The following is a 19,354-nucleotide window of genomic DNA, read 5'->3' as shown; positions in this document are numbered from 1 at the left end:
AGCTCCTGAAGGTTGGGCGGGCATCACCGCAGCGTGGACGCGAACGCGTCCAGCGTCATCACCCCGGTGCCGGCGGCGCGGGCACGCTCGAACAGCGCGTCGGCCAGGGGTTCGAAGCCCGTTACCGGGCTCATGGCGTCCTGAAGCAGCACCACGCGCGGGGTGGGTGTGCCACCACGGCCGAGGTAGCGCATGAACTGGTCGTAGCTGGCGGCCACGCAGTGGCTGGAGGCCTGGCCTGCGATGGCGATGACGTCGGCCGCCTGGGCCAGCGAAGCGGCCAGCGCCGTGTTGAACTGGGTGCCGGGCACCGAGGGCACGGGCGCGTCGGCCTCGAACACGCCGAAGTGTTCGCTCAAGGGGTATTCGCCCTTGAGCACCTTGGTCACCGCGCGCTGGTGCGCCAGTTCCCAAGCCGCCAGGCTGCGCGCCACATCGCTGTGGATGTTGTGGCCCCAGGTGCCGGTGACGCAGTGCACCGGCCACACCACCATGCCCGCTTTGCCCGCGCCTGCGAGCTGCTCCAGCATCGCCACCACCGGCGCCTGCAGGCTGGCGTCTCGCGGTCGGTAGCGGCCGGCCACCACGTCGCTGGCCGTGATGAAGGTGAAGGGCGCCACCGGCTGCCCGCCCGCGTCCAGCCAGAACGTGGTGCGCTCGACCGCCACGCTGGCGTGCGAATCCAGTGTGACGGTGATGCCGTCCAGGCGGTCTTGCTGCGCCTCGATGAAATGGGCGAGGCGCTGCAGGTCGGCGTGGGCGCCGGCCACCGGCAGGGCCGCGCCGTCGATGTCGCAGAAGTCGTTTTGCGGGTCGATGATCAGGAGGTGGGTGCGCATGTCAGGCCTTGGCGTTGGGGTTTTCAACCGAGCGGAAGGTGCGGGGAAACACGGCAGCGCGCTCGCGGTCGCGCACGCGGTAGCCCATGGCGGCGCGCCCCGCATCGCCGCTGATCGGACCCTCTTCCGCGAGGAACGCCGCATCGAGCATGCGCTTGCGAAACGCGCTTTTGTCCATGGGGCGGCCGAGCACGATCTCGTAGGTGCGCTGCAGCTGCGGCAGCGTGAACGGCTCCTGCAGCAGGAACGCCGGCAGTGAGGTGTATTCCACCTTGCCGCGCAGGCGCTCGACCGCACAGGCCAGGATGTCGGCGTGGTCAAAGGCCAGGCGCTTGCGCAGCGCCGCCTCCACCTCGACCCATTCCGACGCCGTGTTGTCCGCTGCCCCTTCGTCGGCCGGCGCGGCCACCAGCGCGAAGTAGGCATGCGTGGCGCACCAGCCGCGGGGGTCGCGCGTGGCGCTGCCCCAGCTGCCCAGCTGCTCCAGATAGGGCGCATGAAACGCGGTTTTTTCTGCCAGCTTGCGCAGCGCGCAGTCATGCAGGCTAGCGTCGATGTCCACATCCACGAATCCGCCCGGCAAGGCCAGGCGGCCAGGGAATGGCTCGCCGGTCGAGTCAGGGCGGCGCACGAGCAGCACCCGCAGCTGTTCTTCCATCACCGTGAAGACCGCCACGTCGACCGTGGTCAGGGGTCGGGCAAAGCTGGGCGGCGCGGCGCGGGCGGGGGTTTTTCGGGTGGCCATGCTTGACATCTCCTGTTTGAGTTGTACTATACAACCTAACAGGAGTTGTACTGTGCAACTTAAAAAGGAGCTCACCATGTTTGGCATTCAGTTCATCAAGTCGCAGCCCACCACCCACCTCATGCAGTTCCGCGGCGGCCAGCTGGTGCGCCAGGGTGCAGGCCTGTCTTTCTTCTACTACGCGCCCACCACCTCGCTGGTGGCTGTGCCCATCGCCAGCCGCGACGCTGGCTTCATGCTGGAGCTGGTCACCAGCGACTTCCAGGGCGTGACGGTGCAGGGCGAGGTGACCTACCGGGTGGGCGACCCCGGCCGCATCTACAAGATGATGGATTTCTCCCTCATGCCCGATGGCACCACCTACGCCAGCGAAGACCCCGACCGGCTGCAGGGCCGTGTGGTGATGCAGGTGCGCGCCATCGTGCAGCAGGTGATCCAGGCGCTGCCGCTGCGCAATGCCATCAAGGCCACGGCCGAGGTGGCGCGCGCCGCGCAGGCGCAGCTGGGCAGCCAGGCCGAGATCCAGGCGCTGGGCCTGGAGATCCTGGGTGTGTCGGTGGTGGCCATCAAGCCCACGCCCGACATTGCCCGCGCGCTCGAAGCCGAGGCCCGCGAGGCCAACCTCAAGGCGGCGGACGACGCGATCTCGCAGCGCCGCATGGCCGGCGTGCGGAACGAGCGCGCCATTCGCCAGAACGAGCTGGACACCGAGATCGCCGTGGAAGTGAAGAAGCGCGAGATCCAGGAAACCCAGATGGAAGCGCAGGCCGCGGCCATGCGGCGCCAGAACGAACTGCGCGCGGAACAAATGAGCGCCGACATCGTGCTGGAGAACCAGCGCAAGGCGTTTGTGACGAGCGAGGCCGAGAACGTGAGGCAGGAGGCCGAGGCGCAGGCCCACAAGGTGCGCGCGGTGATGGACGCACTGGAAAAGGCCGACCCCCGCGTGGTGCAGGCGCTGGCCGCCGTGGGCATGCAGCCCGGCCAGCTCATCGCGCAGGCCTTTGGGGGCATTGCCGAGCGGGCCGAGCGCATTGGCCAGCTCAACATGTCGCCCGAGCTGCTCAACTCGCTGCTGGGCGCCAGTGGCGCCACCGCAGGCACACGGAGGCCGGTGTGAGCGCCGCAGCCACCCAGGGCGAACGGCGCGTGGTGCTGGTGACCCGGCGCACCCGGCTGGACCAGCTCATTGCCCGCTACAACACGCTGGGCCAGGCGAAGTTTTATGTGGAGCACCTGGGCGCCGACTTCTCCGACTACCTGCAGGAAAGCGAGGCCTACGCCGCCAGCCTGCGGGTGACGGTGCAGGCCCTGCAAGCCTGGGGCCGCTACCAGATCGTGGACCGCTCGTTGCTGGCCAACTTCGTGTTTGCCCCGTCCGACATCGTGGTGGCGCTGGGCCAGGACGGCCTGGTCGCCAACACCATGAAGTACCTCGAAGGCCAGCCCCTGGTGGGGCTCAACCCCGAGCCTTCACGCTGGGACGGTGTGCTGCTGCCGTTTCAGCCGGCCGACCTGGCGGCGTTATTGCCCGGTGTGGCCGCCGACCAGCGCGACGCCCGCTCGGTGACCATGGCCGAAGCCCGCCTGAGCGATGGCCAGGTGCTGCGCGCGGTGAACGACCTCTTCATCGGGCCGCGCAGCCACACCTCGGCGCTCTACGATTTGTCGCACGGGTCCACCAGCGAGTTCCAGTCGTCGTCGGGCCTGATCGTCTCCACCGGCCTGGGCTCCACGGCCTGGCTCAAGAGCATCGTGACTGGCTCACTCGCCATCGCCCGCACGCTGGGCACCGCCTCGCCCGACGACCGCTACCAGCCCTTGCCGTGGGAGGCGCCCGCGCTGGTGTTTGCCGTGCGCGAGCCTTTTCCCACGCGCACCTCACAGGCCACGCTGGTGTACGGGCAGGTGCAGGCCGATGCCCCGCTGCGCGTGCGCTCGCGCATGCCGGAGGGCGGCATCATCTTCTCCGACGGCATGGAGGCCGACTGCCTGCAGTTCACGGCCGGCATGGAAGCCACGATCGCACCATCGGCCACGCGGGGGCGGCTGGTGGTGTGAGGTCGCGCACGCGCCCCGGTCAGTGCGCCATCTGCGGATGCCGGGCGAACAGCTCGGCCACCCACTCGACAAACGCGCGCACCTTCGCGCTCAGGTGCCGGTTGGGCGGGTAGACCACATACAGCGGGATGGTGTGGCAGGTCCAGTCGGCCAGCACCCGAACGAGCTCACCGCGCTCCACCAGCGGCATGGCGGTGAAAGCCGGCATTTGTGCCACGCCCAGGCCACACAGCGCGGCGGCAGCCATGGCATTGCTCTCGTTCACCGCCAGGCGGTGGTGGCCGGTGATCTCCAGCAGCACGCCGTCGCGCGTGAACTCGCTGGCGAAAGGCCGACCGTTGCGCGCAGAGAAGTAGTTCACCATGGTGTGGCTGTCCTCCAGCTGCTCGGGGTGCGTGGGCGTGCCGTGGGCGCGCAGGTAGGCGGGGGAGGCCACCGTGATCATCGGCACGTTGGCCACGCGCCGCGCCACGAGCGACTGGTCCAGCAGCTCGCCGCCGCGGATCACGCAGTCCACGTTGTCGGCCAGCAGGTCCACCGTGCGGTCGGTCACGCCCAGGTCAAGCTGGATGTCGGGGAAGCGGCGGTAGAAGTCGGACAGCGCCGGTATGAGGATGTCGCGCGCTACCGAGGTGCCCACATCCACGCGCAGGCGCCCGCTGGGGTTGGCCTGGGCGTTGGTCATGCTGGCCTCGATGTCGTCGAGGTCGTTGAGCACGCGCACCGTGCGCTCGTAGTAAGCCGCGCCCTCGGGCGTGACGGTCACGCGGCGCGTGGTGCGGTTGAGCAGCTTGACCTTCAGGCGCGACTCCAGATGCTGCACCAGCTTGGTCACCGTGCCCTTGGGCAGGTCCAGCGACTCCGCCGCCTTGGTGAAGGTGCCGGCCTCCACCACCCGCGCAAACACGCGTATTGATTGAATCTGGTCCATGCCCTCGCTCCGTGAACTGTCGTTGTGTGCGCGGATTGTTCATGCAATGGAAACAGACATTGGGCGGCAAGTGGCTTTATCCGCAGTGCACGTGTGCCTATAGTTCAGGCCATGGTCACAACCACCTCTACCTTCGACGCGCTCGCCCCGGCACAGGACATGACCGTGCCCGGTGACCCACCGCTGGCGCTGCGCGTGTGGGGGCGCAAGCCGCGTGGCGCCTCGCTGCCCCTGGTGCTGCATTTTCATGGCGGCGCCTTTACCTCGGGCGACCTGGACAGCGGTGAAAGTCTCGCGCAGCTGCTGGCCGGCTCGGGCGCGGTGGTGGCGTCGCTGGCGTATCCGCTGGCGCCGGCGCACCGCTTTCCCGATGCCGTGGAAGCGGGCTACGCCGCGCTGGCCTGGCTCTACAAGCAACGCAGCCGCCTGGCCGGTGCCGGGGCTCCGCTGTTTGTGGCGGGCGAAGAGGCGGGTGGCAACATCGCCGCCGCCGTGGCCCTGATGGTGCGCGACCGCGCCCACCCGCCACTGGCCGGCCAGATTCTGGTGGCGCCCATGCTGGACCCCTGCAACGCCACCGCCTCGCTGCGCGAAACCATGGGCGAGGCCACCGCGTGCAAATGGATGGACGGCTGGCAGCAGTACCTGCGCGGCCCCATGGATGCCGAGCATCCGTATGCCGTGCCTTGCCACGCGCAGCGCCTGGCCGGCCTGCCGCCCACGCTGATCCTCACCGGCGCCGACGACCCGATGCGCGACGAAGCCATGGCCTACACGCAGCGCCTGCAGGAAGCCGGCATTGCGGTGCAAGGCCATGTGCTCGCGCCGGTGACGGGCTGGCCCGACTCGCTGGGTGAACACCCGCCGCCCGAATGTCCGTGCGCCCCGCAGGTGCGCGAACTCGTCCGCGCCTTCTTCCAGGCCGCGACGCCCCCGCCGTCCTGACGGGCGCGCCCCTTTCTCCTGTCCACCCCCTTTGCCCACCCCGGTGATCCACCGGGGGCGGCTTCGTTCGTCCTCACAAAGGAAAAAACCATGTCCAGCCCCTCCAGTTTCAAGCGCCGCCTCTGGTGGCCCACCGCTGCCGCCGTGGCGGTGATCACCCTGGCCGTGATCGTGCTCGTGCACGAATCCACCCCGGCGCAAGCCAGCGCACCCCCGAGCGCACCGCCCGCCGTGCCGGTGTCCGTGGCCACGGTCACCGAGAGCGACACCGCCGCCTGGGAAGAGTTTTCAGGCCGGCTGGAAGCGGTGGAGCGGGTGGACATCCGTTCGCGTGTGGCGGGCGTGGTGCACGCCACGCATTTCCGCGAAGGCGCGCTGGTGGCCAAGGGCGACCTGCTGGTGTCCATCGACCCCGCGCCGTATGAGGCCGAAGTGGCCCGCGCCGACGCGCAGACCGTGGCCGCCCAGGCCCGCGTGACGCACGCCAGCAACGAGCTCGCCCGCGCGCGCCGCCTGTGGGAGGACAAGGCCATTGCCCAGCGCGAGCTGGACGACCGGGAAAACGTCTGGCGCGAGGCCGAGGCCAACCTCAAGGCCGCACAGGCCCAGCTGCAGACCGCGCGGCTGAGCCTGGGGTACACGCAGGTGCGCGCCCCGGTGGCCGGGCGCATCGGCAAGCTGGAAGTGACCGCGGGCAACCTCATTGCCGCGGGCCCGGGTGCGCCCGTGCTCACCACGCTGGTGTCGGTCAGCCCGATCTACGCCAGCTTCGATGCCGATGAAAAAACCGTGGCCGCCGCGCTGCAAGGCCTGACCGGCGCCGCGCGCCCGGCGGTCGAGCGCATTCCCGTGCAGATGGGCACCTCGGCCACCAGCGACACGCCTTACACCGGCCAGCTGCAACTCATTGACAACCAGGTCGACCCGCGCAGCGGCACGGTGCGCGTGCGCGCCGTGTTTGACAACAAGGACGGGCGCCTCATGCCCGGGCAGTTTGCGCGCATCCGCATGGGCCAGCCGCAGACCGCGCGCACCCTGCTGGTGAGCGAGCGCGCCGTGGGCACCGACCAGGACAAGAAATACGTGCTGGTGGTGGGTGAGGGCGACAAGACGGAATACCGCGCCGTCACGCTGGGTGCCTCCGTGGAGGGCCTGCGCACGGTGCTCAGTGGCCTCAAGCCCGGCGAGCGCATCGTCGTCAATGGCCTGCAACGCGTGCGCCCCGGTGACGTGGTGCAACCCCAGCCCGTGCCCATGGCCAAGTCCTGAGCCGGCGCCGTGAAAAGAACCCCATGAACCTCTCGAAATTCTTCATTGACCGGCCGATCTTCGCGGGCGTGCTCTCGCTGCTGATCCTGATCGCTGGCCTGGTCGCCCTGCGCGGCCTGCCCATCTCGGAATACCCCGAAGTGGCCCCGCCTTCCGTGGTGGTGCGCGCCCAGTACCCGGGCGCCAACCCCAAGGTGATCGCCGAAACCGTGGCCACGCCGCTGGAGGAATCCATCAACGGTGTGGAAGGCATGCTCTACATGGGCAGCCAGGCCACCACCGATGGTGTGATGACGCTCACCGTCACCTTCAAGCTCGGCACCGACCCCGACAAGGCGCAGCAGCTGGTGCAGAACCGCGTGTCGCAAGCCGAGCCGCGCCTGCCCGAAGAGGTGCGCCGCCTCGGCGTGACCACGGTGAAAAGCTCGCCCGACATCACGATGGTGGTGCACCTGGTCTCGCCCAACGACCGCTACGACATCAACTACCTGCGCAACTACGCGGTGCTCAACGTCAAGGACCGCCTCGCGCGCATCCAGGGCGTGGGCCAGGTGCAGATCTTTGGCGGCGGTGACTACTCCATGCGTGTGTGGCTCGACCCGCAGAAGGTGGCGCAGCGCGGGCTCTCCGCGAGCGACGTGGTGGCGGCCATTCGCGGCCAGAACGTGCAGGCCGCTGCCGGCGTGGTCGGTGCATCGCCCGGCCTGCCGGGCGTGGACCTGCAGTTGTCGATCAACGCGCAGGGCCGCCTGCAGAGCGAAGAAGAATTCGGCGACATCATCGTGAAGACCGGTGGCGACGGCGCCGTGACCCGCCTGCGCGACATTGCGCGGCTGGAGATGGGCGCTGCCGACTACTCGCTGCGCTCGCTGCTCAACAACAAGCCGGCGGTGGGCATGGGCGTGTTCCAGGCCCCCGGCTCCAACGCACTCGAGATCTCCGCCCAGGTGCGCTCCACCATGGCCGAGCTGCAGAAGAACATGCCCGAGGGTGTGGAGTTCCGCATTGCCTACGACCCGACGCAGTTCGTGCGCGCGTCCATCCAGTCGGTGATCACGACACTGCTCGAGGCCATTGCGCTGGTGGTGCTGGTGGTGATCGTGTTCCTGCAGACCTGGCGCGCGTCCATCATTCCGCTGCTGGCGGTGCCGGTGTCGGTGGTGGGCACGTTCGCGGTGCTGCACTTGCTGGGCTTTTCCATCAACGCGCTCTCGCTCTTTGGCCTGGTGCTGGCCATCGGCATCGTGGTGGACGACGCCATCGTGGTGGTGGAGAACGTGGAGCGCAACATCGAAGCCGGCCTGAGCCCGCGCGATGCCACCTACCGCGCGATGAAGGAAGTGTCGGGCCCGATCATTGCCATTGCCCTGGTGCTGGTGGCGGTGTTCGTGCCGCTGGCCTTCATCAGCGGCCTCACCGGCCAGTTCTACAAGCAGTTCGCGGTGACGATCGCCATCAGCACGGTGATCTCTGCCATCAATTCGCTCACGCTGTCGCCTGCGCTCGCGGCCTTGCTGCTGCGCGGCCACGATGCGCCGAAGGACGCGCTCACGCGCGGCATGGACCGTGTCTTTGGCCCGCTGTTCCGCGGCTTCAACCGTTTCTTCCAGCGGGGCTCCGAGGCCTACAGCGGCGGTGTGCGGCGCGTCATCTCGCGCAAGGCCTTGATGATGGTGATCTACCTCGCGCTGGTGGGCGTGACGTTTGGCCTGTTCAAGGCCGTGCCCAGCGGCTTCGTGCCCGCGCAGGACAAGCAGTACCTGATCGGCTTCGCGCAGTTGCCCGACGGCGCCACGCTGGACCGCACCGAAGACGTGATCCAGCGCATGGGCGAGATCACCAAGCAGAACCCCAACGTGGAGGACGCGATTGCCTTCCCCGGCCTGTCCATCAACGGCTTCACCAACAGCTCGAACTCCGGCATCGTGTTTGCCACGCTCAAGCCCTTTGCCGAGCGCCGGCGCGCCGACCAGAGCGGCGGCGCCGTGGCCGGCCAGCTCAACCAGGCCTACGGCGCGATCCAGGACGCCTTCATCGTGATGTTCCCGCCGCCACCGGTGGCGGGCCTGGGCACCACCGGCGGCTTCAAGCTGCAGCTGGAAGACAAGGCCTCGCTGGGCTATGACGCGATGGACGCAGCGGTGAAGGCGTTCATGGCCAAGGCCTACCAGACGCCTGAACTCGCCGGCATGTTCACCAGCTGGCAGGTGAATGTGCCGCAGCTCTACGCCGACATCGACCGCACCAAGGCGCGCCAGCTCGGTGTGCCCGTCACCGACATCTTCGACACCATGCAGATCTACCTCGGCAGCCTGTATGTGAACGACTTCAACCAGTTCGGCCGCACCTACAGCGTGCGCGCCCAGGCCGACGCGCCCTACCGCGCGCGCGCCGAAGACGTGGGCCTGCTCAAGGTGCGCTCGAACTCGGGCGAGATGGTGCCGCTCTCGGCGCTGATGAAGGTGAATTCCAGCTTCGGCCCCGAGCGCGCCATGCGCTACAACGGCTACCTCTCGGCCGATATCAACGGCGGCCCCGCGCCCGGCTTCTCGTCGGGCCAGGCGCAGGCGGCCATCGAGCGCATTGCCGCCGAGACGCTGCCGCAGGGCATCGGCTTCGAGTGGACCGAGCTGACCTACCAGGAGATCCTGGCCGGCAACTCCGCGCTGTGGGTGTTCCCGCTGGCGATCCTGCTGGTGTTCCTGGTGCTGGCCGCGCAGTACGAAAGCCTCACGCTGCCGCTGTCCATCATCCTGATCGTGCCGATGGGCCTGCTCGCGGCCATGACGGGGGTGTGGCTCGATGGCGGTGACAACAACGTGTTCACGCAGATCGGGCTCATCGTGCTGGTGGGTCTGTCGGCGAAGAACGCGATCCTGATCGTGGAGTTCGCGCGCGAGCTGGAGTTTGCCGGGCGCTCTCCCGTGCAGGCCGCCATCGAAGCCAGCCGCCTGCGGCTGCGCCCGATCCTCATGACCTCGCTGGCCTTCGTCATGGGCGTGCTGCCGCTGGTGCTGGCCACTGGCGCCGGTGCCGAGATGCGCACGGCCATGGGCGTGGCGGTGTTCGCCGGCATGATCGGCGTGACCGCCTTCGGCCTGTTCCTCACGCCGGTGTTTTACGTGCTGCTGCGCCGCCTGGCCGGCAACCGCGCGCTGCGCCAGCACGGCACGGCCTCCCATCTGGATGGCTTTGCCGCCCCTGCCCTGACCCACTGAAGGTGATCCCCATGCTGAAGAAACTTCACCGCTTGCTGCCGCTGGCCGCCGCCCTGCTGCTCGCAGGCTGCGCCACCGCGCTGCCCCCGCTGCCCGCGCCCGCCGAGACGCCGCGCCATTTCAAGGAACAGCACGAGCACTGGACCATTGCCCAGCCGGCCGAGGCACAGAGCCGCGGCACCTGGTGGAAAGCGTTCGGCGACCCGGTGCTCGACAACCTGGTGGAGCGGGCCGGCGAGAACAACACCGACATCCAGCAAGCGGCTGCGCGGCTGGCGCAGGCGCGCTCGCTGGTGCGCAGCGCGCAGGCCGACCGCACGCCGCAAGTGGGCGTGGGCGCGGGGGCCTCTCGCGGTGCCGGCGCCAACACGGCCAGTGGCGCCACGCCGGCCACGCTGCTGGAGGCCGGCCTCAACCTCTCTTACGAAGTGGACCTGTGGGGCCGGCTGGCGCGCGTGCGCGACGCGGCCTCGCTGGATGCGCAATCGCGCGAAGCCCTGCTGCAGAGCACGCGCCTGCTGGTGCAGGCCGAGGTGGCGCAGACCTACCTGGCGCTGCGCGCCATCGACACCGAACGCCTGCTGGTGCAGGACACCGTGGCCGCCTACGCCGACACGCTGCGCCTCACGCAGCGCCGCTTCGAGGCGGGCGATGTGGCCGAGCTGGACGTGATCCGCATCCAGACCGAACTCGCCGCCACCGAGGCCGAGGTGTTCGCGCTCAGCCGCAGCCGCGCCGAGCGGGAGCACGCGCTGGCCGTGCTGGTGGGCGAGCCGGTGGCCGGCTTTGCACTGGCGCCAGTGGACGGGGTGCGCCCGTTGCCACGGATCCCGGCGGGCGTGCCCGCCACGGTGCTCACGCGCCGGCCCGATGTGGCCGCAGCGCAGGCCGACCTGCTGGCCGCGCAGGCCCGCGTGGGCGTGGCGCAGGCGGCGTGGTTTCCCAGCGTGTCGCTCACCGCGGCCGCCGGCTACGCCTCGCCCGACGTGGGCGATCTCTTCAAGTGGTCGGCCCGCGCCTGGGGCATCGGTGCGCTGCTCTCCGTGCCCTTGTTTGACGGCGGTCGGCGCGAGGCCGGCGTGCAGGGCGCGCAGGCGCAGTTCGACGCGGCGGCCGCCAGCTACCGTGGCCAGGTGCTCAACGCCCTGCGCGAAGTGGAGGACCAGCTCGCGGCGTTGCGGCTGTTGCAGGAGCAGTCGCAGGCCCAGGGCCGTGCGGTGAGCGCCGCGCAGCGCGCCAGCGCGATCTCGGAGACGCGCTACCGCAACGGGCTGGTGAGCCAGCTGGAGCTGCTGGACGCCCGGCGCAACGAGTTGCTCAACCGCCGGCAGGCGCAACGCGTGGCCGCCGCGCAGCAGCTGGCCACGGTGCAGCTCATCCGCGCGCTGGGTGGCGGCTGGGAGACGGCGGCGTCCTGAATGCCTCGTGCCGGGCGCGCGGCGATTGATCCAGAATCCGGGGTCCGCCCCCGACCTGATTGCACCGCGTGCCCACCATGACCGCCTCCCCCCGCCAGCGCCGCAGCGCCGCCGCCACCGAGCCCGCCCCGAACCCCGAAGCCACGCTGGGCCTGCACGAGCCGGGCCATTTGTTCCGGCGCGCGCACCAGCATTCGGTGTCGTGCTTCAACGCGGTGTTCGGGCGCGCCGTCACGCCGCTGCAGTACGCGGCGCTGCGCGTGCTGCAGGAGCACCCGGGCATCGACCAGGTGACGCTGGCCGCGGCCATTGCGCTGGACACCTCCACCACCGCCGAGATCGCGGTGCGCCTGGAGCGCGACGGCTGGATCGTGCGCGAGCTGGGCGCACGCCGCCAGCGCCGGCTGGAGCTCACCGCCGAGGGGCAGCGCGTGCTGCAGGACATGCTGCGGTCGGAAGCGGTGCTGGCCGACCGCATCCTGCAGACGCTGGAGCCCACCGAGCGCGAGGTGCTCATGGCCCTCATGCACAAGCTGCTCGGCCAACCGCCCGGCTGAACCCCGTTGACCCTGTTCCGGCCTTCGGCTACCATTTGATTCAGTGTACTGAATGAAGGAGACGAACATGAGCTGGATGCGCAATGCCTGGTATGTCGGAGCCACGTCGGACGAGGTGGGGGAGTCCCCGCTGGGTCGCCGCCTGCTGGGCTCGCGCATGGCGTTCTTTCGCGATGCGAACGGCCGCGTGCAGGCGGTGGAAGACTTTTGCCCGCACCGGGGTGCCGCGCTGTCGCTGGGGCGCGTGTGCAAGGGCGAGCTGGTGTGCGGCTACCACGGCCTGGTGATGGGGGGCGACGGGGTCACCCGCTCGATGCCGGGCCAGCGCGTGCAGGCGTTTCCCCGCATCCAGCGCTTTTCGGTGGAAGAGCGCTACGGCTTCATCTGGGTGTGGGCAGGTGAGGCCGATCAGGCCGACCCCTCCACCATTCCGGTGCTCGAATGGCACGACAACCCGGCCTGGGCCTACGGCGGTGGCATGTACCACATCAAGGCCGACTACCGCCTCATGATCGACAACCTGATGGACCTCACGCACGAGACCTACGTGCATGCCACCAGCATCGGCCAGGCCGAGATCGACGAGACCCCGTGCACCACCCGCCGCGAAGGCAAGACGGTGGTCACCAGCCGCTTCATGGAAAACATCGAGGCGCCGCCCTTCTGGCTCGATGCGCTGCGCGCCATCGGCGTGGAAGGCAACCCCCAGGTGGACCGCTGGCAGATCTGCCGCTTCTCGCCGCCCAGCCATGTGCTGATCGAAGTGGGCGTGGCGCTGGCCGGCCACGGCGGCTACGACGCACCCGACGACAAGAAGGTCTACAGCGTGGTCACCGACTTCATCACGCCCGAGGTGGACGGTTCCATGTGGTACTTCTGGGGCATGGCGCGGCGCTTTCGCCCGCAGGACACCGAGCTCACCGACCGCATCCGCGCGGGGCAGGGCCAGATCTTCTCGGAAGACCTGCAGGTGCTCGAGCGCCAGCAGCAGAACCTGGAAGCCTTCGCCCAGCGCAAGCTGCTCAAGCTCAACATCGACGCCGGCGGCGTGCAGGCGCGCCGCGTGATCGACGAGCACATGGCACAGGAAGTGCCGGCCTGAGGGGGTGCGGCGCTCAGGCGCCGCCGCAGGCCGTGAGGTAGCGCGGCTCGTTTTCCAGCACATGCCCACGCAGCAGGACGCAGGCCTTCTCGGCATCCTGTGCCTCCACGGCATCCACCAGCACCTGGTGGCTCACCACCGCGTTGGTGATCGGCGAGCGGTGGCGCAGGGCGGTGAGCTGGTGGCGCAGCAGCTGGTAGCTCGCGCTCAGGTAGTGGTTGTCGCAACTCTCGAAGAACGCCCAGTGAAAGTTCATGTCGATGCGCGCGAGCGCCGGCAGGTCCCGCGCGCGCTCGGCTGACTTCATCTCCTTCACACACTGCGCCATGCGCTGCAGCAGCACGGCGGGGTGCGTCGACATGGCCTCGCGCAGCGCCTCGGTCTCCACCATCGCGCGGAACTTCAGCAAGTGCGTGAGTTCCTGCGCCGAGAGCGTGAACACGAAAGTACCGCGTTGCGGGTGAATCTGCACCAGCCCCTCGCTCTTGAGCCGCAACAGCGCTTCGCGCACCGGCGTTTTGCTCACCCCCATGCGCTGCGCGAGCTGCGCCTCCGAGACCTGTTCGCCCAGCTTCAGGTCGCCTTTGACGATGGCCTCGCGCAGCCGCTCGGCGACCACGTCGGTGAGCAGGCGGGGGCGCTCAAGCTCGAGTTGGGAAGTCATGGTGTGGTGATGGCGTTCGTGGAATGTCGGCAGTGTAAGGGGTTTCCCCAGCTTGAATATCTGAGATATCAGATACGATAACAGCCGTACCTTCGAAAAGACACTCTGGAGACAAGCCCCCCATGGCGATCAGCGATTCAACGGCCGGCCCGCCCTCGTTTGCCGGCCGCCTGGAGCACGGCTTCGTGCGGCTCAATCAGGCCCTCATCGTTCTTTTGATGGCCTCCATGGCGGTGCTGGTGTTTGCCAACGTCGTCATGCGCTACGTGTTCAACCAGTCCATCTTCTGGGTGGAAGAGTTCACGCAGATCCAGATGATCTGGGTGGCCTATCTGGGCGCGGGGCTGGCCCTGCGCGAGGGGCGCCATGTCGCCGTCGACATGCTGCAGGACTTGCTGCCCGCGCCACTGCGCCGCGCCGTGCGCTGGCTGATCGCGCTGGCCATGGCGCTCTTTTTGCTCACGCTTGTGGTGCTCGGCGTGCAGATCGCCGCATTCACCTGGAACCAGGAAACACCAGCCATGGGCCTGCCTGCAGGCTTGCCGTACCTGGGCATTCCCCTGGGCGCTGCGGCCATGCTGCTGCACTTGCTGATCTTCTGGCGCCAGTTCATTGCGCGCGAGTTTGTGCAGGTGGAAGAGATCGGCGACGACGGTGAAGAGGTGCACGCATGAGCGCCGTGCTGGGCATCGTCTTCGTGGTCGCGCTGGCGCTGGGTGTGCCCATCGCGCTGGCCATGGGGGGCGCCGGCATGCTGGCGCTGGTGGTCGACGGCAACCTCTCGCTGCTGTCGGTGCCGCAGCGCTTCTTCGACGGCATCAACAGCTTCCCGCTGATGGCCGTGCCCTTCTTCATCCTCGCCGCCGACCTCATGACGGCCAGTGGCATCACCACCGCGCTGCTGCGGTTTGCCGGGGCCATGGTCGGCCACGTGCGCGGCGGCATGGGCCATGTCAACGTGGTGACGTCCGTGATGTTTGCGGGCATCAGTGGCTCGGCGCTGGCCGATGCCGCCGGGCCCGGCGCGGTGGAGACGCGGATGATGGCGCGCAGCGGCTACGACAAGCCGTATGCGGCGGCGCTGTCGGCAGCCACGGCGGTCATCGGCCCCATCATTCCGCCGTCCATCGTGATGGTGATCTACGCCCTCACCGACAGCCGCGTCACGGTGGCCGGCCTGTTTCTGGCGGGTGTGGTTCCGGGGTTGCTCATGGGTGCGGCGCTCATGGGGATGAACCACTACCTGTCGATCAAGCGTGGCTACGGCACCGTGGGCGTGGCGCCCGCGTGGGGTGTTCGCCTGCGTGCCTTGTGGCGCGCGATGCCAGTGCTGCTGATGCCCGCGATCATCATCATGGGCATCCTCACCGGCGTGTTCACGCCCACCGAAGCCTCGGCAGTGGCGGTGTTCTACGCGCTGTTCATTGGCCTGTTCATCACGCGCACGCTCAATGCCCGCTTGATTGGCAAGGTGCTGCTGCAGAGTGGCCTGGTCACCTCGGCGGCGCTCATCATCGTTTCGATGGCCTCGCTCTTCGCCTGGCTGCTCACGCTGCTGCAGATTCCGCAAACCATTGGTGCGGCCATCGGCGGCCTGACCACCGACCCGGTGGCCATCATGCTCATCGTCATGGTGTTTGTGCTGGTCTGCGGGCTGTTCATCGACACCTTGCCCGCCGTGATCATCCTGGTGCCGGTGCTGGCGCCGCTGTCTGACCAGTTCGGCATTCACCCGCTGCACTTCGCCATGGCGATCGTGCTCAACCTCACCATCGGGCTGGCCACTCCGCCCGTGGGTGGCGTGCTGTTCGTCATGAGCTCGGTGGCGCGCATCAAGCTCGAAGCGCTCACGCGCGCCATCCTGCCGCTGCTGGCTTCGCTGCTGGTGGTGCTGCTGGCCGTGGTGCTGGTGCCCTCGCTGAGCACCTTCGTACCGTCCCTGTTTGGCTACGCGCGGTAGCCACTCTTTTCTCTCGCCAACCACAAGGAGACCTTCACCATGAAACTCAAGACCCTTGCTGTCGTGATGGGCCTGGCCCTGCTGATCCCGGCCGCACACGCACAAAAGACGCTCAAGTACGCCCACTTCCAGCCCGCCAAGGACGACCAGCCCAAGCATGTGGCGGCACTGGCGTTCAAGGAGCACGTGGAGAAGGCCACCAATGGCTCGATCAAGGTCGAGATTTTCCCGGCGGGCCAGTTCGGCAAGGACCAGCCCACCATGGAAGGCCTGCGCCTGGGCACGCTGGAAATGGCCGTGGCCCACGACGGCGCGATCGGCACCGTCCACAAGCCCATTGGCGTGCTGGGCATTCCGTTCCTGTACGACAACCACGAGCACGCATGGCGCGTGTACGACTCGGCGTGGCTGCAGGGCTTCTCGGACGACATGATCAAGAAAACCGGCGTGCGCATGCTCGCGCTGGCCGACAACGGCGTGCGCCACTTCACCAACAGCCTGCGGCCCATCCAGACGCCGGCCGACATGAAAGGCATGAAGATCCGCATCCAGCCCTCGCCCGTGTTCAAGGCGCTGGTGGAATCGCTGGGCGCCTCGGCGTCGGCCATTCCCTGGGGCGAGCTGCCCACCGCGTTGCAGCAGAAGGTCGTGGACGGGCAGGAGAACGGCGTCACCAACATCCTGGCGGCGAGCCTCTACCAGCACCAGAAGTACGCCACGCTTGACGGTCACGTGTGGTCCGTGCACGGCTACCTGATCAACGATCGCTTCTACACGCGCCTCACCGATGTGGAGCGCAAGGCCGTGGATGAAGGTGTGCAGAAGGCCAAGGCCATCCACCGCAAGATGACCGCAGACCAGGACAAGAACGCGAAGAAGATTCTGGAAGGCGTCGGCATGCAGGTGTACGAGCCCACACCCGCGCAGATCGCCGAGTTCCGCAAGCTCGCCCAGCCGCCGGTTCGCCAATGGGCAGAAGGCGATATCGGCAAGGGCTACGTGGACGCGCTGTTCAAGGCCGTGGACGCCACCCGCAAGTGAGCGAGCCGCACATGACGCAACGCCTCGTGGTGGCGCTGGACGACGGCTATGCCGCGTACGACCAGGAAGAGGCCCTGCTGGCTGCGGAGGGCGCCCGGTTCGAGGTGCGGCCCTGCCGCCGCAGCGAAGACGCGGCCGCCGCGTCGGTGGCCGATGCCGACGTGGTGCTCGTGCGCGAGTCGCCGGTGTCGCGCCGCGTCATCGACGCCATGACGCGCTGCAAGGCCATCATCCGCTACGGCATCGGGGTGGACAACATCGACCAGGGTGCCGCGCGCGAGCGCGGCATCCAGGTGGCCAACGTGCCGGACTACGGCACCGATGAGGTCAGCTCGCAGGCCGTGGCGCTGGCGCTGGCCGTCTCGCGCCGCATCAACCTGCACGACGCGGAGGTGCGCGCGGGCCGCTGGTCCACTGGCGTGCTGCAGCCGATGTACCGCTTGCGCGGTCGCACGCTCGGGCTGGTGGGCTTTGGCCGCATTGCGCGCATGACGCTGGAGAAGTTCGCCGGGTTCGGCTTTGCCCGTGTGCTCGTGCACGACCCCAAGAGCGACATGCCGGCCGGCGTGGAGCGCGTCGACATGGACACCCTGTGCGCCGAGGCCGACATGATCTCGCTGCACGCGCCATTCAACGAGCACACGCGCCACATCATTGACGCGCGGCGCCTGGCCCTGATGCGTCCCACCGCCATCGTGGTGAACACCGCGCGCGGCGGCCTCATCGACACGCAGGCGCTGTACGACGCCTTGAAAGACCGGCGCATCCTGGGGGCCGGTCTGGACGTGTTCGAACAGGAGCCCCCCGGCGCCCATCCCCTCTTCGAGCTGGACAACGTGGTCGTGACCAACCACATGGGTTGGTACAGCGAAGAGTCCATGCGCGAACTGCAGCGCAAGACCGCCGAAGAAGCCGCGCGTGTGTTGCGCGGCGAACCCCCCGTGCACTGGCTCAACCGCTGGTGACGCCTGTTTTTTGCAATCCCTGAAAGTCATCTCATGAAAGACCTGATCGAAGCCTTCGGCCGCGTGGCCATCGCCTCTGTGGCCGATGCCGTGGACAAGGTGTGTGGCCACCGTGGCTACATGGACACGCCCATCAAGCCGCGCATCAACGACCGCCGCATCTGCGGCCCCGCGGCCACCGTGCTCGAAGCCGCCACCGACGAATTCGTGCCGCCGCAGCACGCGCTCGACCTGATCGACGAAGCCGAACCGGGCAGCGTGATCGTGATCTCCATTGCCGGCGGTGAGCCCGACGTGGCGGTGTGGGGCGGCCTCATGACCGCCGGTGCCGTGGCCAATGGCCACGTGGGCGCCGTGCTCGATGGCGGTGTGCGCGACCTCACCGAGATTCGCCGCGACTACGGCTTCCCCGTGTATGCGCGCGACGTCAGCCCCGGCACGACGCTGGGCCGCTTCAAGACCGTGGCCTCGCAGGTGCCCGTGAAGGTGGCCGGCGTGATGGTGCACCCGGGCGACCTGATCGTGGGCGATGTGGACGGCGTGGTGGTGGTGCCCCGGTCACGCGCTGCCGAAGTGCTGGCCATGGCGCAAGAGATCGACGAGCGCGAACTCGAACAGGCCAAGCTGATCATCGCGGAGCGTTCGCTGCGCAAGGGGTTGGCCAAATATGGCCGCATCTGAGTCCGCCGGCACCGCCGCCGCGCCCGCCGAGATCGTGAGCCTCGGGGAGGCCATGGTCGAGTTCAACCAGACGGGCGAGGGCGGCGGGCGTCTGTACCTGCAGGGCTTTGGTGGCGACACCTCCAACTTCGCCATTGCAGCCGCGCGCCAGGGCGCGCGGGTGGCCTACCTCAGCGCGCTGGGCGACGACCCGTACGGCGCGCTGTTGCGGCAACTGTGGGACGAAGAAGGGGTGGACCACGCCAGCGTCGAGACCGACGCGCAGGCCTTCACCGCCATCTACTTCGTGACGCACGGCGCCCAGGGCCACCAGTTCAGCTTCTTTCGCAGCGGCTCCGCCGCCAGCCGGCTGACCCCGGCCCGCTTGCCGCGGGCGCGCATCGAGGCGGCGAAGGTGTTGCACCTCTCGGGCATTTCGCTGGCCATCTCGCCCAGCGCCTGCGACACCGGCTTGGCGGCCATCGAATGCGCGCGCGCCGCCGGGGTCAAGGTGTCGTTCGACACCAACCTGCGCCTCAAGCTGTGGCCCGTGCAGCGCGCCCGCGCGGTCATGAACGACGTGATCGCCCAGGCCGACATCTGCCTGCCCAGCTACGACGACATCGTGGCCATCTCCGGCCTGACCGATCCCGATGCGCTGGTGGACCATTGCCTGCGCCTGGGTGCGCACACCGTGGCGCTCAAGCTGGGTGAGCAGGGCGCCATCGTGGCGACCGCTCAGGAGCGGCACCGCATTGCGCCTGCCGCCTGCCAGCCTGTGGACGCCACAGGCGCGGGCGACGCGTTTGGCGGCGCTTTCGTGGCGCGCCTGGTCGCCGGCGACGACCTGGCCACCGCCGGCCGCTACGCGGCCACCGTGGCCGCGCTGTCCACCGAAGGCTACGGTGCCGTGGCGCCCATCCCGCGTGCGCAGCGGGTGCGTGCCTTGCTGGGCGCGGGCTGAGCGGTTGCGGTTCGT

The 19,354-nt window shown here is 68.6% G+C and carries 18 protein-coding genes; 14 read left to right on the top strand and 4 right to left on the bottom strand.

Annotated elements, in window-relative coordinates:
* Positions 1-23: 23 nt before the first annotated feature.
* Positions 24-839 carry an isochorismatase family protein gene (locus tag KXJ60_RS02680; RefSeq protein ID WP_291123865.1) on the bottom strand — a complete coding sequence of 272 codons (816 nt, stop codon included), beginning with the start codon at positions 837-839 and terminating at the stop codon, positions 24-26.
* A gap of 1 nt (position 840) precedes the next feature.
* Entirely contained in the window at positions 841-1,584 is a 744-nt protein-coding gene (locus tag KXJ60_RS02675) for an NUDIX domain-containing protein (protein ID WP_291123864.1), read from the bottom strand.
* A 76-nt stretch (positions 1,585-1,660) separates the two neighbouring features.
* On the opposite strand from KXJ60_RS02675, the gene KXJ60_RS02670 reads away from it, so the two are divergent.
* A complete protein-coding gene (locus tag KXJ60_RS02670; protein WP_291123863.1) occupies positions 1,661-2,704 on the top strand; it encodes an SPFH domain-containing protein in 1,044 nt (347 codons plus the stop codon).
* Entirely contained in the window at positions 2,701-3,645 is a 945-nt protein-coding gene (locus KXJ60_RS02665) for a sugar kinase (RefSeq protein ID WP_291123862.1), read from the top strand. Before KXJ60_RS02670 ends, KXJ60_RS02665 begins: the two co-directional genes overlap by 4 nt.
* A gap of 19 nt (positions 3,646-3,664) precedes the next feature.
* Here KXJ60_RS02665 and KXJ60_RS02660 read toward each other — a convergent pair whose 3' ends face one another.
* Positions 3,665-4,576 (bottom strand): LysR family transcriptional regulator, encoded by a 912-nt coding sequence (locus tag KXJ60_RS02660; protein ID WP_291123861.1) that lies wholly within the window; start codon positions 4,574-4,576, stop codon positions 3,665-3,667.
* Positions 4,577-4,735: 159 nt separating this feature from the next.
* Between KXJ60_RS02660 and KXJ60_RS02655 the strand changes: the two genes are divergently transcribed.
* From KXJ60_RS02655 to KXJ60_RS02630, 6 genes are all read left to right on the top strand, one after another.
* Positions 4,736-5,521 carry an alpha/beta hydrolase gene (locus KXJ60_RS02655; RefSeq protein WP_291123896.1) on the top strand — a complete coding sequence of 262 codons (786 nt, stop codon included), beginning with the start codon at positions 4,736-4,738 and terminating at the stop codon, positions 5,519-5,521.
* 90 nt (positions 5,522-5,611) lie between these two features.
* Complete coding sequence (locus tag KXJ60_RS02650) at positions 5,612-6,790, top strand: efflux RND transporter periplasmic adaptor subunit (RefSeq protein ID WP_291123860.1); 1,179 nt, start codon at positions 5,612-5,614, stop codon at positions 6,788-6,790.
* 23 nt (positions 6,791-6,813) lie between these two features.
* Positions 6,814-10,008 carry an efflux RND transporter permease subunit gene (locus KXJ60_RS02645; RefSeq protein WP_291123859.1) on the top strand — a complete coding sequence of 1,065 codons (3,195 nt, stop codon included), beginning with the start codon at positions 6,814-6,816 and terminating at the stop codon, positions 10,006-10,008.
* Between the two features lie 11 nt (positions 10,009-10,019).
* On the top strand, positions 10,020-11,426 hold the full coding sequence (locus tag KXJ60_RS02640) for an efflux transporter outer membrane subunit (protein ID WP_291123858.1): 1,407 nt from the start codon (positions 10,020-10,022) through the stop codon (positions 11,424-11,426).
* Between the two features lie 77 nt (positions 11,427-11,503).
* Positions 11,504-11,983: a MarR family transcriptional regulator gene (locus KXJ60_RS02635; RefSeq protein WP_291123857.1), complete on the top strand. Its 480-nt coding sequence runs from the start codon at positions 11,504-11,506 to the stop codon at positions 11,981-11,983.
* Between the two features lie 67 nt (positions 11,984-12,050).
* Positions 12,051-13,085 carry an aromatic ring-hydroxylating dioxygenase subunit alpha gene (locus KXJ60_RS02630; protein ID WP_291123856.1) on the top strand — a complete coding sequence of 345 codons (1,035 nt, stop codon included), beginning with the start codon at positions 12,051-12,053 and terminating at the stop codon, positions 13,083-13,085.
* A gap of 13 nt (positions 13,086-13,098) precedes the next feature.
* On the opposite strand, the gene KXJ60_RS02625 is transcribed toward KXJ60_RS02630, so the two are convergent.
* A complete protein-coding gene (locus KXJ60_RS02625) occupies positions 13,099-13,749 on the bottom strand; it encodes a GntR family transcriptional regulator (RefSeq protein WP_291123855.1) in 651 nt (216 codons plus the stop codon).
* Between the two features lie 122 nt (positions 13,750-13,871).
* Between KXJ60_RS02625 and KXJ60_RS02620 the strand changes: the two genes are divergently transcribed.
* The 6 genes from KXJ60_RS02620 to KXJ60_RS02595 are packed head-to-tail and all read left to right on the top strand — an operon-like array spanning position 13,872 to position 19,339.
* The gene (locus KXJ60_RS02620) at positions 13,872-14,423 is read left to right on the top strand and encodes a TRAP transporter small permease (RefSeq protein ID WP_291123854.1); all 552 of its coding nucleotides are present in this window, start codon (positions 13,872-13,874) and stop codon (positions 14,421-14,423) included.
* On the top strand, positions 14,420-15,709 hold the full coding sequence (locus KXJ60_RS02615) for a TRAP transporter large permease (RefSeq protein ID WP_291123853.1): 1,290 nt from the start codon (positions 14,420-14,422) through the stop codon (positions 15,707-15,709). The genes KXJ60_RS02620 and KXJ60_RS02615 overlap by 4 nt, the downstream gene beginning before the upstream one ends.
* Before the next feature lie 39 nt (positions 15,710-15,748).
* Complete coding sequence (locus KXJ60_RS02610) at positions 15,749-16,750, top strand: DctP family TRAP transporter solute-binding subunit (protein WP_291123852.1); 1,002 nt, start codon at positions 15,749-15,751, stop codon at positions 16,748-16,750.
* A gap of 11 nt (positions 16,751-16,761) precedes the next feature.
* Positions 16,762-17,715, top strand: a complete 954-nt coding sequence (locus KXJ60_RS02605) for a C-terminal binding protein (RefSeq protein ID WP_291123851.1) — start codon at positions 16,762-16,764, stop codon at positions 17,713-17,715.
* A 33-nt stretch (positions 17,716-17,748) separates the two neighbouring features.
* Complete coding sequence (locus tag KXJ60_RS02600; protein ID WP_291123850.1) at positions 17,749-18,396, top strand: RraA family protein; 648 nt, start codon at positions 17,749-17,751, stop codon at positions 18,394-18,396.
* A complete protein-coding gene (locus KXJ60_RS02595) occupies positions 18,383-19,339 on the top strand; it encodes a sugar kinase (protein ID WP_291123849.1) in 957 nt (318 codons plus the stop codon). Before KXJ60_RS02600 ends, KXJ60_RS02595 begins: the two co-directional genes overlap by 14 nt.
* The last annotated feature ends 15 nt before the right edge of the window (positions 19,340-19,354 follow it).

Source organism: Hydrogenophaga sp. (genome assembly GCF_019264445.1).
Lineage (GTDB): Bacteria > Pseudomonadota > Gammaproteobacteria > Burkholderiales > Burkholderiaceae_C > Hydrogenophaga.
The sequence above is the reverse complement of the archived record's forward strand: the minus strand, read 5'-3'. Positions and strand labels throughout refer to the sequence as shown.

Excerpts from the sequence above, each read along its gene's own strand:
- KXJ60_RS02610 (WP_291123852.1), top strand. The coding sequence starts at position 15,749 with ATGAAACTCAAGACCCTTGCTGTCGTGATGGGCCTGGCCCTGCTGATC.
- KXJ60_RS02670 (WP_291123863.1), top strand. The coding sequence starts at position 1,661 with ATGTTTGGCATTCAGTTCATCAAGTCGCAGCCCACCACCCACCTCATG.
- KXJ60_RS02595 (WP_291123849.1), top strand. The coding sequence starts at position 18,383 with ATGGCCGCATCTGAGTCCGCCGGCACCGCCGCCGCGCCCGCCGAGATC.
- KXJ60_RS02620 (WP_291123854.1), top strand. The coding sequence starts at position 13,872 with ATGGCGATCAGCGATTCAACGGCCGGCCCGCCCTCGTTTGCCGGCCGC.
- KXJ60_RS02615 (WP_291123853.1), top strand. The coding sequence starts at position 14,420 with ATGAGCGCCGTGCTGGGCATCGTCTTCGTGGTCGCGCTGGCGCTGGGT.
- KXJ60_RS02645 (WP_291123859.1), top strand. The coding sequence starts at position 6,814 with ATGAACCTCTCGAAATTCTTCATTGACCGGCCGATCTTCGCGGGCGTG.
- KXJ60_RS02650 (WP_291123860.1), top strand. The coding sequence starts at position 5,612 with ATGTCCAGCCCCTCCAGTTTCAAGCGCCGCCTCTGGTGGCCCACCGCT.
- KXJ60_RS02660 (WP_291123861.1), bottom strand. The coding sequence starts at position 4,576 with ATGGACCAGATTCAATCAATACGCGTGTTTGCGCGGGTGGTGGAGGCC.
- KXJ60_RS02605 (WP_291123851.1), top strand. The coding sequence starts at position 16,762 with ATGACGCAACGCCTCGTGGTGGCGCTGGACGACGGCTATGCCGCGTAC.
- KXJ60_RS02630 (WP_291123856.1), top strand. The coding sequence starts at position 12,051 with ATGAGCTGGATGCGCAATGCCTGGTATGTCGGAGCCACGTCGGACGAG.
- KXJ60_RS02680 (WP_291123865.1), bottom strand. The coding sequence starts at position 839 with ATGCGCACCCACCTCCTGATCATCGACCCGCAAAACGACTTCTGCGAC.
- KXJ60_RS02675 (WP_291123864.1), bottom strand. The coding sequence starts at position 1,584 with ATGGCCACCCGAAAAACCCCCGCCCGCGCCGCGCCGCCCAGCTTTGCC.
- KXJ60_RS02655 (WP_291123896.1), top strand. The coding sequence starts at position 4,736 with ATGACCGTGCCCGGTGACCCACCGCTGGCGCTGCGCGTGTGGGGGCGC.
- KXJ60_RS02640 (WP_291123858.1), top strand. The coding sequence starts at position 10,020 with ATGCTGAAGAAACTTCACCGCTTGCTGCCGCTGGCCGCCGCCCTGCTG.
- KXJ60_RS02625 (WP_291123855.1), bottom strand. The coding sequence starts at position 13,749 with ATGACTTCCCAACTCGAGCTTGAGCGCCCCCGCCTGCTCACCGACGTG.
- KXJ60_RS02635 (WP_291123857.1), top strand. The coding sequence starts at position 11,504 with ATGACCGCCTCCCCCCGCCAGCGCCGCAGCGCCGCCGCCACCGAGCCC.
- KXJ60_RS02600 (WP_291123850.1), top strand. The coding sequence starts at position 17,749 with ATGAAAGACCTGATCGAAGCCTTCGGCCGCGTGGCCATCGCCTCTGTG.